Origin of the sequence: Anaerosolibacter sp., assembly GCF_029240175.1 — a bacterium.
Classification (GTDB): domain Bacteria; phylum Bacillota; class Clostridia; order Peptostreptococcales; family Thermotaleaceae; genus Anaerosolibacter.
The window spans coordinates 107,050-119,646 of the sequence record NZ_JARBTM010000001.1 but is presented as its reverse complement, the minus strand read 5'-3'; the positions used below and the strand labels follow the sequence as shown (position 1 = coordinate 119,646).

Below are 12,597 nucleotides of genomic sequence, written 5' to 3'. Positions count from 1 at the left end.
TGGATTTTTATCTCGCCTCCCAGTTTCAATGCAAACACTAGGTCTTAAAGGGATAGGCCCATTTTGTTTGTGCCAATAGATAAGCTCTGGAATTAATTCCAGAGCTTATCTATTGGCTATAAAAAAGAGAAGGGATTATTAGAAAAACACTGAAAATACTAAGTGTAGGGAAAACTATAAAGTGATAAGGGATGAACGGAGAGGAATCTATGAAAAAAGAGAAATTATATTACCGTCTAGAAGAACAGATCTTAATTTTTGATGGAGCTATGGGGACCATGCTAATGGATAGAGGGTTGAAAATGGGACAATGTCCTGAGTGCTTTAACCTAGAGTATCCCGACACTGTACTCCAAATCCATAGGGAATATGTAAAAGCGGGGGCAGATATCATTCAGACCAATAGCTTTGGTGGAAATTCCATGAGACTTAAAGATTTTCATATGGAAAGCCAATTCGTAGAAATCAACCAAAGAGCTGTGGACATTGCCTTAAAAGCTGCCGGCGGAAACTGTCTTGTGGCAGGGAATATAGGGCCAGTTGGGAAACCATGGGATGATGCAAGAAAAGACGAGGTATATCAAACTTTTTATGAACAGGGAAAAATTTTATCTTCTGAAGGTGTAGCGTTGATCAATATAGAAACAATGATGGATGTAAGAGAAGCGGTGTTGGCTGTGAAAGCTGTAAAGGAGATAAAGGATATCCCTATTGTTTGCACCATGACCTTTGGGAAGGATTTAAAGACCCTGGATGGAAGTACGCCAGAAATGGCTGCACTGCATCTTAAGGAGGCGGGAGCTGACATTATTGGGAGCAACTGCGGCAGCGACATGGAGGATATGATGACGGTGATGAGAAAAATGGTTCAAGCAGTCCCAAAGTATTGGTCTGTTAAACCAAATGCAGGATTGCCAAAAAAAATAGGGAATCAAATGGTATATCCTCTTATGCCAGAAGACATAGCCTATTACGGCAGAAAATTTGCGGAACTTGGTGTTCATATTATTGGAGGATGCTGCGGTACAACCCCAGCCCATATTCAAGCAATCAATGAAGCAGTTAGATCTATAAAATAAAAAGGAAGAAAATCACTTTTCTTCCTTAAGAATATTTACTAGGTTTTTTACAATCCGGGCTGTCATACCCCAAATGATGTGCCCATTGTATTCATAGAAAAGCTCAGGCAATTTACCAACCTTCCACTTGTAGTTTTTGCCGTTCTGAATCATATGGAAGGGGAAATCGTCATGGGTGGAAGCCTTGATATGGATAAAGTGATGCTCGGGTTCGGTATTAAAGAAATAATCTAAGGGAACTGTAAAGATACTGCCAACCTCCGAAGGATTAAACTGAATTTCATCAATCCCTTTCTGAGGAATTGTACCTAAAAATGGGTAAAGAATCGTATTAAAAGGTGTAACTACATAATCCAATGGGCCAAGCAGCTCGATTTCCCCTAGAGTCAGATTTAATTCCTCAGCGGTTTCACGGATGGCAGCTTCCGCGGGTGTTTCATTCTTTTCAATTTTACCTCCAGGAAAACAAATTTCTCCTGGTTGATTTCTTAAATGGGCTGCACGAACCTCAAACAAAAGATGAAGTTCACCTTGAACTTTAACAATAGGAACCAAGATGGAGAAACGATGGAAGACACCTTCAGGGCCTGGGATTCTTTGCTGGATAATATCGTTAATTTTTTTAATTTCCATGGATGCACCTGCCTTAAATGTTGAAGTTAATGTTATTGTTTAATTATAATATAAGTATATAATACCTCTATTCTTTAGAAAACATTTAATTTGTTATACAAAGGAGACAATCATGGCCAATACATATTATTTACTAAGTATATCCATCCTCATTGTGACGGTAGGATTTATCATATATAGAATGAAATGGATCACCTTTGATGCATTGGCAGCTTTGTGGTTGATTGGATCAGCAGCAGGCATCAATGGATTTTTTTGGCTTTTTCCCTTGGGATACTTCTTGGTATCAGGAAGTATGCTGACAAAGCTTCAAACGGATTATAAAAGAAGCATCAAATCCAAGGAAAAAACAGCGAGAAACTGGAAACAGTTGTTTGCCAATGGATTATTAGGGGCTGGCTGCGCCCTACTATATTTTTTACAACATGAGCCTGTATATTATTATTTATATCTCACCGCCATTGGCGTAAACCTTTTTGATACATGGTGCGCCGAGATAGGAACCCTTTTTCCAGCAAAAACCTATTCTCTTTATAAACTAAGGGAAGTACCCCAAGGGGCCTCTGGAGGGATTACCCTTATGGGGACCCTGGGAGGATGTATTGGACTAGGAGGATACTTTGTTATGGTCTATCTCCTAGGTTGGTTGGGATGGTTACCGCCTGCAGCATGGCAAATCTATGGATTGATGGCCATTGGTGGAATTTTGGGTGGTTTTTTTGATTCGTTCCTGGGCATATTTGAAAATGAGAAGGATTTTGAAGGTGTATATACACATAATCAGACGATTCCTTGGCTCCAAAACAATGGGGTAAACTTTCTGTCCTCAGTATTTGGATGTATCATATTTTCTATTTTCTATATTCTAAGATAGGATGAAATCTATGCATATATTTCATAGGTTTTGTTTAAAATACCAAATGAAATGAGATAGGAGGTAGAGATATGGATCATTTAAGCATTATGAGCATACGTGTAGATCATCGAACGGATTCTGCACCAAAGGTACAAGAAATATTAACGAAAAACGGAGATATTATCATCGGAAGATTTGGGATCCATGATCCCGGAGAAATAAATCATGGATTGATCACCCTCAATATCCGTGCAGATATGGGAAGAATTCGGAATATGGCCGATCAATTAGAAGGATTGGATGGCATCAAAATAAACCATATGCAAGCCTAAGCTTGCAAATAAATTAGGACAGTTCGCTCCAGCGAACTGTCCTTTCATGTCATCAAAAAAAGATACTCCAAACACCACTATCTTACCAAAAAAGTGACAAATTGGCAAGAAAAAATGTGAAAAACAGAGGAAAAAATATGATGCTTCATTTCGAAGGTTGGAAAGCTATGACAAAGGGCAAGGGGAGGTTTGAAAATATACTGCTTTTCTCTTAGAATTGATTTACATAGAAAAAGAGGAGGCTCGGGATATGCCGATGACAAATCATCCAGATTATCAGTTGGAAAAAGATCATCTTGAGGAAACCATCGAATGGATTGAAGGGGAAAAAGGATTCCTTGAGGAGTATGAGATGATCTTAAAAGAGCGGCTGAAAGAGATACGTAAATCTGTAAATACTTTAACCGATGAAAGATTGATTGCCAATCAACAGCTTTACAGTATTGCGACCAAAGATATTGAGAGCTTAGATAAGAGTAAAGAAAACCCTTATTTTGGACGTATTGACTTTCAAGAGAATCGAAGTGAAGAAAAGGAAACGATCTATATTGGAAAATACGGACTCCATGATCGAGATAGAGAAGTTCCAGTAGTGGTAGACTGGAGAGCCCCCGTTGCAGATATCTATTACAGCGGTCACAGCCAGGAGGTTTCCTATAAATCTCCCTCAGGGGAAATCAAAGGAACTATGTTTCTAAAACGCCGATATGAAATCAATGGGGGAGAACTTCAAGAGATATTTGATGACAAGACTTCTGAGGATCGGATTGAAGATAGTTTAAAGGGGAAAGGGGGATTTTTGGCAGAGGCTCTGAACAAGACGACCCAAGGAAGACTCAAAGAGATTGTGGCGACAATACAGGATCAACAAAACAAAATTATTCGAAGTGAAATGATTCGACCCTTGGTGGTGCAGGGAGTAGCGGGAAGCGGAAAGACGACCATAGCCCTTCATAGAATGGCCTATCTTATTTATAACAACCGAAGAAATAGCGATGCAAACTATATGGTGATTGCCCCCAATAAATTGTTTCTAAATTATATCTCTGATATACTACCTGATTTAGGGGTAGAAAATGTTTTTCAAACTACTTTTGAGGACTGGGCTTTGGGACTGCTGAATAAAAAGATAGAAATTACCCAAGGCTCTGATAAGTTGAATCTTCTGATGAATGGGAATACAGAGGAAGTGGAGATGGTCACCGTCGCATCACGGCTTAAAGGATCATTGTTATTTAAGAAGGTTATCGACAACCGTCTAAAGCAGTTGGAGCGGAGCTTGCTCCCTGGGGTCAATCTAACGATGGAAGGAATTGATTTGGTTACCTATGAAAAACTCAAGGAAGTATTTCTAACCAGTAATGTACATTTACCGTTGGTACAGAGGATAGAAAAACTAAAGGATTATTTAACAGGAAGATTGAAAAATGATATACAGGAAATTTATGAAAAAATAGAAGAGGTCTATAAGGGAAAGATCCAACTGCTTAAAAATCAAGCAGAAGATGTGGAGGCCATTCGAAAGGATATTATAGCCCTCTATGACGAAAGAGATAACAAGATAGAAAAAATCAAGATGAACCTGCCTGGTGTCATAGGGGAATATATCGGACAAATTGCAAAACCAGATAGCTTTCAATTTTATACAAGCCTTTTTGATAAAGACGAAGAGCTGACAAAGGCCTTTGAGAATAAAATTGGCGAGGATTTGTTCGGAGCAATTTGTCAGTACACTTTAGGGAAACTCAAGAAAGATATTTATGAGAATGAAGACTTGGGACCAATGGCGTATATCCATATCAAACTCTTTGGCATAGAGGACAGAAGTCGATATGCCCATATCGTGGTGGACGAGGCCCAGGATCTGGATGAGTTTAAGATGAGTGTACTGCGAGAAATATCCATGAACGATTCTTTTACCTTTGTGGGGGATTTATCTCAAGGAATCTACGCCTACAGGGGAATTAATAACTGGGAAAAGACCATGAAGAAGGTGTTTAAAGACAAGGAGTATAATTATCATCTCTTAACCACCAGCTATCGATCAACCATAGAGATCGTGGCCCTAGCCAATGAAGTGATTAAGCAGTGCAAGGGCTTGGAGGCAGTATTGGCTGAGCCCATTTTCAGGCACGGAGAGAAGCCTGTTCTTCATCGATGTAAAGATGAGGGAGAAGTTCTCCAACAGATGGTTCTACAGATCAAGTCATTACAGCAGGAGGATTTTGGGTCAATCGCAGTGATCTGTAAAGACCTTCAAAGCACAGAAATGGTGTTTCAAAGTTTGAAGGATCAATTTGAGGATATTCACTTAATCAGTGATCATGTGACTGATTTTCATGGAGGCGTTGTTGTGATTCCGTCTTATTTATCCAAGGGGTTAGAATTTGACGGCGTGCTGATCCATAGGGTAGATCAATCCATTTATGAAGATACGGAAATGGATGTGAAGTTATTGTATATCGCTGTCACCAGAGCGCTGCATAGGGTGCATATGTACTGTACGGAGGAGCCAGCTTCGGTGCTAAAGGAGTCGAAAGATTTATATGAGATAGAAGATCGAGATTAATGGCACCGTTGTAGGATAAAGCGCACGGAGGTGCCCAGGTTAAGGTTAAGGCTAAGGTTAAGAAAAAGACCCTGAACGTCATACAGAAGTAAATCCTCAATCTTAATCTCGCGTAGCCCGCAAATCACAGATTTTCAACCCTAATGTCATCCAGAACGTAGTGAAGGATCTAGGGTTGGGTCTTTGAGATGCTTCGCTGCGCTCTGCATGACAGGGTTTATAGCATTATCCTGAAAGTTTGGTACTCTCAAAATAATTAGGCGAACACTGTTCGCCGCTACGGTTTTAACCTTAACCTCAATCTTAGCCTATGCGACATTTATGTCGCATATTACTCTGTATACATCAGCCGCTCTCTATTTGCTTTAAAATACTGTTCTACCAGATAGATGAGCCTTGTCATGGAAGGAACAGTTTCTTTGTTTTTATGATAAACCATATGATAATCATATTGCCAATTTCGGTTTGAAAATTTGATTTCTTTCAGGCGGCCATCTTTTAATTCTCTCTTTACTGCAATATAGGGTAGAATAGCAATACCATGATTTTCTGCCACCAAATATTTCATCGTTTCCACGCTGCCAATGAGCATAGCGGGTTGGAATGGTAAAGAGAGATCCTTATATATCAGTTCTGCCAATTCATAGAGCTTAGATTGATAATCGTGGGCAATGATATTCTGATCCAATAGTTGGTCGCGGGTTAGTGCATCTGAGTCCACCAAGGGATTTTCCGGTGAAGCCACCAACACCACCTGGTCCTCCCAAAGCTTATGAGAGCGGATGTTCGGGTGATCTGGAATGGTACCGCCGATAATGGCAAAATCAATTTGATTGAGTTTCATGAGATTATGGATATCATAGGTATTTCCTAGATGAAGATGGACCCTTACCAGGGGATAAAGTGATCTGTACTGACTGATGATTTCTGGCATCACATAGATAGAGGGTGCGTTAGTGCATCCAATAAACAAACTGCCCCAAATTTTATCTTCCATCTCTTGTATTTTATTTTCAGCTTCTTCCACGAGGTGAAAAATCTTACTGGTATATTCATATAGAAGCTTGCCATGACCATTGAGATAGATATTTCTGCCAAGGCGATCAAACAGAGGCATGCCCAAATCATCTTCAAGCTTTTTTATCTGCATGGAGATGGCAGGCTGACTGATATGTAATTGGGTGGCAGTTTTGGAAAAGCTTAGATTTGTTGCCACGATATGAAACAACTTGAGATAATGAAGATCCATATACTACCCTCTTCCAAAGATAATTTTTTAATTATATCCTACTATAAAATCAAAAGGTTTGCCATATATAATTTGAAATAGGCTGTACATACTAATAGGTGAATACATGAAAAAGGAGGTATAAGTTGTATGGCCAAGAAAGTAGTTGTTGAGAACAATTTAGAGGAAGTAAGAGCATATCTAGGCGAAAAAGGCTATGATGTGAGAACTATGTACCGAAATGACACCCTTCAAGATATTACCAGTGATAACTATGAAGCCATTATTGTATCAGATTTAAATAATATGAATCTCTCCCAGGGCTTGAAAGCAAAGGCTTCTATCGTTGAAGCAGCTGGACTAACACCTGAGCAGATTTACCAAATCATCCATAACAAGGTAAGATTCTAATATATTGACCTAGGCTTTGTGCCTAGGTATAATAATTTGTATTGACATAAAATATAATGTGTATTATTATATTAAATAACTTTATAATTATGCAGATAGAGGTGTGCTTGACAAGAGTACCTTAGGGAAGGCAATAGAGTAGTCGTTGATCCTAGGGGGAAGGGGATGGCACCGAAGATGAAATTCACTCTAGAATTTACATCTGGTTTCAGGATTAAGAGTCCTGCGACTGTCACCAGAGATGCTGGTGGAGCGCTATCTTGTTTGTGTTCATAAGCTTTTTTTGTGCTGTTTTTGTGAGACAAGCAATTGGTGTTCAATGCCAATTGCTTTTATTTTTTTGAAAATTATTCAAAAGGAGTGGATTATTCATGGCAAGAGTTGTGGTAATAGGTGGGGGCTGGGCAGGATGTGCAGCAGCTGTTGGTGCTGCAAAGGCAGGTGCAAAAGTAGTATTGTTAGAGAGGACAGATATGTTATTGGGTACCGGCCTCGTAGGCGGAATCATGAGAAATAATGGTAGATTTGCTGCCACGGAGGAAATGATCGCCATGGGTGGGGGAGATCTTTTTCAAATCTGTGACCAGCATGCAAGACATAAAAATATTCAATTTCCAGGGCATCATCATGTGAATTTGTACGATATTGCTGATACCCATGGAGCGGTCATGGCACATTTAAAGGAATTAGGTGTTGAAATCGTATTTGAGGCACGGGTAGATAAAGTGACCATGGAAGGAACGAAGATCATAGCTGTAGCTGACCAATCAGGACGGAGCTTCCAAGGGGATGCCTTTATTGATACAACTGGAACTGCAGGACCCATGGGAAATTGCGCTAAATATGGCAACGGCTGTGCAATGTGTATCTTAAGATGTCCGAGCTTTGGAGGCCGTGTAAGCATTGCAAAACTGGCTGGCGTGGAAGAGATGGTTGGAAGAAAGGCGGATGGTACCATCGGTGCCATGAGTGGTGCATGCAAACTTTATAAGGAATCTCTTTCCCAGGGAATACAAGAAGAGTTAAAGCGAGAGGGTGTTGCCATTATTCCACTGCCTCAGACGTTAATTGAGGACCATTTGGATGCAAAGGCCTGTCAACAATATGCACTTCCAGAGTTTAAAGACAATATAATCCTGCTGGATACAGGCCATGCAAAATTGATGGGGCCATTTTTCCCTTTAGATAAGCTAAGGCAAGTGCCAGGTTTTGAATATGCAAGATACGAAGATCCTTATGCCGGGGGCAAAGGAAACTCTATGCGTTACTTCAGTATGGCACCTCGAAATAATAACCTGAAGGTAGATGACGTGGACAATCTTTTCTGTGCTGGAGAAAAGGCAGGACTCCTCGTTGGTCATACAGAAGCCATTGTTACAGGAATTTTGGCAGGTCACAATAGTGTTCGACATGCCGTTGAGATAGAACTACTGGAGCTGCCGACAGAATTAGCCATTGGAGATGCCATCGCTTTTGTAAAGGAAATGATGGCGACAGAAGAAGGGATGGGAAAAAAATATACCTTCTCAGGCTCTATTTATTTTGAAAGAATGAAAGAAAAAGAGCTTTACACTACAGATGTTCAGTTGCTGAAAGATAAGGTAAAGGCACTAGAATTGACAGATATTTTTAGTAAGAAATTGGTTAAGGAATTAGAGATCGAGACGATAGAAACATCGCTTTGTTCTTAAATTTCATCAAAAAGGTATAAATCAAGCAGAAATATTCATAAGGGGGAAAAGATATGGTTCAACTAACGTCGCTGCATTATATTTACATTTTTATGGTCTTAGTCGTAATGGTAACCATGGCATTCCGAAAAGATACGGTATTGCCCTGTATAATAGGACTTTTTGTTATGGGGTATGCATCTTCGGGAAGTTTTGTAAAGGGTGTACAGGTAATCTACAATGCCCTGATTGCAGCAGGAACAGAGTTTTGGGGGATTATCGTTGTAATTTCTTTGGTGGTTGCCATGTCCCAAGCCCTAAGAGATATTGGGGCCGATGAACTGATGATGCGTCCTATTAAGAAATGGATGACGAATCCAACGGTGGCGTTTTTTGGACTGGGTATTGTGATGTTACTTTTCTCTTGGTTTGTTTGGCCATCTCCAGCTGTAGCTTTAGTAGGTGCCATTATGCTCCCAGGAGCTATCCGTGCTGGATTACCTGCCATATGGGCAGCAGTAGCCATGAATATATTTGGCCATGGGGTGGCGCTGTCCAGCGACTATTTCATCCAGGGAGCTCCAGCTATTACGGCAAAGGCAGCTGCCATAGAAAACCCTATGGAATTGATTCAAGCCAGTGTACCTTTGTGGTTAACCATGAGTATTGTGACTGTAGCCTGCTCTTATTTCATGATGCGTAAGGAAATGAAATCCTTCGAGACCGTGGCTGTAACAGCGGAGTTGGAGCGGCCTTTGAAACTATCCATGGGTGTTTGGGTAGTTGCTGTGATTACACCTGTAGCGTTCCTAATAGATGTATTTCTTATGTATAAGTATCAGCTGAGAGGCGGCGATGCAACAGCGCTGGTTGGTGGTACGGCAATTCTGATTATGAGCTTTACGGCAATTGTGCAGCATAATTTTGTTAGCTCCTTTGAAAAGATTACGGATTATATTCGAGATGGATTTGGATTTGGAATCAAAGTTTTTGCGCCGGTTATTATCATTGGGGCCTTCTTCTTCTTAGGAAGTGAAGGCACAGCGAAAGCTATACTTGGCGAAAATGCTACGGGCCTATTATCGGATATGGGATTATATTTAGCAGATCGCATTCAACTGTCAAAATTCCCCGTGGCAGTCATCCAGATGGTGATTGGAGGTATTACTGGCTTAGATGGCTCTGGGTTCTCGGGACTTCCGCTGGTAGGTGGCTTGGCACAAACCTTTGGATCAGCGATCGAGGTAAACAAAGCAGTCCTTGCTGTTTTAGGACAAATGACAGCCATATGGGTAGGGGGAGGAACGATTATTCCTTGGGGAATTATACCAGTGGCAGCCATCTGTAACGTAAATCCCCTGGATTTGGCAAGAAAGAATATCATTCCTGTTTGTATAGGTTTTCTAGCAACTTTGATTGTGGCGTTGTTTATTCTATAGGTCAAATATGGTATGCTTAGAGGAGTTGCTATTACTGGTAGCTCCTTTTTTGTTTAATCTACAGACATGGGAGGGAAAAACATAATAAACCGAAATGGTCAATGACCATTCCCTATTAGGTAAAGTAATAGCAGAATTCGTAGGGAACGGTTAGTAACCGTTCCGCAAGTTATTAACGCAATAATTAGATATCTACAAGGAGGGTCAGGTTGTGAAACATAAACGATATATACTCCTCGTTGCAGCCACTTTACTTTTGAGTGTTGGGTGTACGAAGATCCAAGATGCAGAAGCTGTAAAACCGCCAGAAACCAGGGTGCAGCAAAATAGTACCATGGAAGCTGCTAAAATAGAAGAACAGTTAAGCTTTACAGTTTCAGTCCTGCCCTATGAAATTATTGAGAAAATAGATGGTGTATCTTGGAAGATTGGAAGCCCTGTGGCATTGGAACAGCTAGCCTATGTGAAGGTGCTATACTGGGGATTTGATGGTGAGACCCATGAAGGAGAATTGGTGGTTCATGGGGCGGTTGCGGAGGAAATTCTAGAGATTTTTCAAATCCTTTATGAATCGAAATTCCCTATAGAGAAAATCCGATTGGTAGATGAATATGGTGGGAATGACGACCTTTCCATGGAGGATAACAACACCTCGGCATTTAACTTTAGAGAGGTGGCCGACAGTAAAGGTGTGTTATCGAAGCACAGCTACGGCATTGCCATTGATATTAACCCCATACAAAATCCTTATGTAACAGGGGGCAAGATATCGCCTGCAGCTGGAAAAAACTATATAGATCGCACAGTTGTTCAAAAAGGGATGATCGTCAAGGGCGACGTATGCTATAAGGCTTTCACAGACCGTGGGTGGACCTGGGGCGGTGAATGGAAAAGCCTGAAGGACTATCAACACTTCCAAAAATCCATACCGCTACAATGACTTGTATAGGAGAGGAAGTAAAACTACGCAGTAGGGTATTTTCTCTACTAACTTGTATAGATATGCGTATACGGGAATAAAAAGTAATATCCCATGTTGTCCAAACAACATGGGATATTACTTTTTATTCAATGTTAATACCCTTTTTTACCTTGGGGCCCTTGGCTTTAGGTATCTACTTTCATGGCTGTTGTAAAAAGACCTAGTCCAAAGTCATTGTGGAACATTCTTTCCACCATTTGTTCAAAATCACCAACGGTTTTACCAAAAGGAACTAAACCGCCAAACACAATTTACACCTCCAAACCCAGTAGTTTTAAAAGTCATTTCCAATATTAATTTATGCAATAGAATGATGAAAGGACAGCATGTATCAAATAAGAATGTCACATATGAAATACTCTTTTCTGCATATTCTTCCTCTATTTCATTTTATATCCTACACCGCGGATTGTTTCGATATAAATAGGATATTTATCATTATCTTCAATCTTCATTCTTAGATATCTGACATGAACGTCTACCGTTCTTGTCTCTCCAGAATAATCATATCCCCATACTTCAGTTAATAATTGATTTCTAGATAATACTTTACCTCTGTTTTCTGCCAAAATACGTAATAGGTCAAATTCCTTTAATGTTAGTTCAACCAGTTTTTCGTTTTTATATACTTCATGATTTGCTGTATCAATGAAAATATCATGGATCTTTAAAGTTTGTGCCTTTCTACTAGGGATATCATCTGATCTTCGCAAAACAGCTTTAATCCGAGCTAACAGCTCTCTTACGCTAAAAGGTTTGGTGAGATAGTCATCTGCTCCTAGTTCCAAGCCTAATACCTTGTCTAACTCTTCTCCTTTTGCGGTTAACATAATGATAGGTATTTTCCTCGATCTCTCACTACTTCTAATTCTTTTACATACTTCAAACCCATCTATTCCGGGTAACATTAAGTCAAGTATAATTACATCGGGTGTCTGCTCTCCTACAATTCTGATGGCATCTTCACCATTGTCACTGATCAAAACATCAAAATTACTATTCTCTAAATTAAACTGAATTAATTCCGTAATATGATGCTCATCATCTACAACAAGAGCCTTTTTTCTACTCATAAAACCACTCCTCGTTAGATGCGATACTAGTCGCTGAATCTAGCCATTCATCCTGTTATTCTCTTATTCTCATATGTTTATCATATATTTAACATACCTCTTTGAATTTTAAAAAACTATCAATGTTTGTAAAACTTTCGTTAAATTTTCCTATAGGAAATTCATCAATAGATTGTTATAAATGAATTGATAGATACTAAACAATCATGGGAAATGAGTCAAAATCACACTGACATTCTTAACTATAAATTAATATGGTTTTAATTTGTAGTTAAAGATGAAGTTATACAATAGGAGTATAAACTCGGAAGGAGAGGTGTAGATC

Annotated in this window: 12 protein-coding genes and 1 riboswitch; of the genes, 8 read left to right on the top strand and 4 right to left on the bottom strand. The window is 39.7% G+C overall.

What is annotated here, in order from left to right; genetic code table 11:
- Positions 1–209: 209 nt before the first annotated feature.
- Positions 210–1,079 carry a homocysteine S-methyltransferase family protein gene (locus K0R93_RS00565; RefSeq protein WP_300295946.1) on the top strand — a complete coding sequence of 290 codons (870 nt, stop codon included), beginning with the start codon at positions 210–212 and terminating at the stop codon, positions 1,077–1,079.
- Between the two features lie 12 nt (positions 1,080–1,091).
- Here the strand turns inward: K0R93_RS00565 and K0R93_RS00560 are convergent, their stop codons facing one another.
- Entirely contained in the window at positions 1,092–1,712 is a 621-nt protein-coding gene (locus tag K0R93_RS00560) for an NUDIX hydrolase (protein WP_300295943.1), read from the bottom strand.
- A 112-nt stretch (positions 1,713–1,824) separates the two neighbouring features.
- On the opposite strand from K0R93_RS00560, the gene K0R93_RS00555 reads away from it, so the two are divergent.
- The 3 genes from K0R93_RS00555 to helD all read left to right on the top strand — a co-directional run bounded on the left by K0R93_RS00555 (position 1,825) and on the right by helD (position 5,469).
- Positions 1,825–2,586 (top strand): DUF92 domain-containing protein, encoded by a 762-nt coding sequence (locus K0R93_RS00555; protein WP_300295940.1) that lies wholly within the window; start codon positions 1,825–1,827, stop codon positions 2,584–2,586.
- Between the two features lie 71 nt (positions 2,587–2,657).
- Positions 2,658–2,900 carry a hypothetical protein gene (locus K0R93_RS00550; protein WP_300295938.1) on the top strand — a complete coding sequence of 81 codons (243 nt, stop codon included), beginning with the start codon at positions 2,658–2,660 and terminating at the stop codon, positions 2,898–2,900.
- 250 nt (positions 2,901–3,150) lie between these two features.
- Positions 3,151–5,469 (top strand): RNA polymerase recycling motor HelD, encoded by a 2,319-nt coding sequence (helD, locus tag K0R93_RS00545; protein ID WP_300295935.1) that lies wholly within the window; start codon positions 3,151–3,153, stop codon positions 5,467–5,469.
- Between the two features lie 331 nt (positions 5,470–5,800).
- Here the strand turns inward: helD and K0R93_RS00540 are convergent, their stop codons facing one another.
- Positions 5,801–6,718, bottom strand: a complete 918-nt coding sequence (locus K0R93_RS00540; protein WP_300295933.1) for a LysR family transcriptional regulator — start codon at positions 6,716–6,718, stop codon at positions 5,801–5,803.
- Positions 6,719–6,847: 129 nt separating this feature from the next.
- Here K0R93_RS00540 and K0R93_RS00535 point away from each other — a divergent pair, with 129 nt between their 5' ends.
- From K0R93_RS00535 to K0R93_RS00520, 4 genes are all read left to right on the top strand, one after another.
- Positions 6,848–7,108, top strand: a complete 261-nt coding sequence (locus K0R93_RS00535) for a YkuS family protein (protein ID WP_300295930.1) — start codon at positions 6,848–6,850, stop codon at positions 7,106–7,108.
- Positions 7,109–7,196: 88 nt separating this feature from the next.
- A riboswitch (Lysine riboswitch) is annotated at positions 7,197–7,374 on the top strand.
- Positions 7,375–7,479: 105 nt separating this feature from the next.
- Positions 7,480–8,799, top strand: coding sequence for an FAD-dependent oxidoreductase (locus K0R93_RS00530; protein ID WP_300295928.1), 1,320 nt, complete (start codon positions 7,480–7,482; stop codon positions 8,797–8,799).
- Positions 8,800–8,852: 53 nt separating this feature from the next.
- Positions 8,853–10,217, top strand: coding sequence for a hypothetical protein (locus K0R93_RS00525; protein ID WP_300295926.1), 1,365 nt, complete (start codon positions 8,853–8,855; stop codon positions 10,215–10,217).
- Between the two features lie 211 nt (positions 10,218–10,428).
- A complete protein-coding gene (locus tag K0R93_RS00520) occupies positions 10,429–11,157 on the top strand; it encodes a M15 family metallopeptidase (RefSeq protein WP_300295923.1) in 729 nt (242 codons plus the stop codon).
- 167 nt (positions 11,158–11,324) lie between these two features.
- Here K0R93_RS00520 and K0R93_RS00515 read toward each other — a convergent pair whose 3' ends face one another.
- Together K0R93_RS00515 and K0R93_RS00510 are read right to left on the bottom strand one after the other, a co-directional pair.
- Positions 11,325–11,447: a hypothetical protein gene (locus K0R93_RS00515; protein ID WP_300295920.1), complete on the bottom strand. Its 123-nt coding sequence runs from the start codon at positions 11,445–11,447 to the stop codon at positions 11,325–11,327.
- 132 nt (positions 11,448–11,579) lie between these two features.
- Positions 11,580–12,272 (bottom strand): response regulator transcription factor, encoded by a 693-nt coding sequence (locus tag K0R93_RS00510; RefSeq protein ID WP_300295917.1) that lies wholly within the window; start codon positions 12,270–12,272, stop codon positions 11,580–11,582.
- Positions 12,273–12,597: the final 325 nt, after the last annotated feature.

Excerpts from the sequence above, each read along its gene's own strand:
- K0R93_RS00555 (WP_300295940.1), top strand. The coding sequence starts at position 1,825 with ATGGCCAATACATATTATTTACTAAGTATATCCATCCTCATTGTGACG.
- K0R93_RS00510 (WP_300295917.1), bottom strand. The coding sequence starts at position 12,272 with ATGAGTAGAAAAAAGGCTCTTGTTGTAGATGATGAGCATCATATTACG.
- K0R93_RS00540 (WP_300295933.1), bottom strand. The coding sequence starts at position 6,718 with ATGGATCTTCATTATCTCAAGTTGTTTCATATCGTGGCAACAAATCTA.
- K0R93_RS00530 (WP_300295928.1), top strand. The coding sequence starts at position 7,480 with ATGGCAAGAGTTGTGGTAATAGGTGGGGGCTGGGCAGGATGTGCAGCA.
- K0R93_RS00565 (WP_300295946.1), top strand. The coding sequence starts at position 210 with ATGAAAAAAGAGAAATTATATTACCGTCTAGAAGAACAGATCTTAATT.
- K0R93_RS00560 (WP_300295943.1), bottom strand. The coding sequence starts at position 1,712 with ATGGAAATTAAAAAAATTAACGATATTATCCAGCAAAGAATCCCAGGC.
- K0R93_RS00525 (WP_300295926.1), top strand. The coding sequence starts at position 8,853 with ATGGTTCAACTAACGTCGCTGCATTATATTTACATTTTTATGGTCTTA.
- K0R93_RS00535 (WP_300295930.1), top strand. The coding sequence starts at position 6,848 with ATGGCCAAGAAAGTAGTTGTTGAGAACAATTTAGAGGAAGTAAGAGCA.
- K0R93_RS00550 (WP_300295938.1), top strand. The coding sequence starts at position 2,658 with ATGGATCATTTAAGCATTATGAGCATACGTGTAGATCATCGAACGGAT.
- helD (WP_300295935.1), top strand. The coding sequence starts at position 3,151 with ATGCCGATGACAAATCATCCAGATTATCAGTTGGAAAAAGATCATCTT.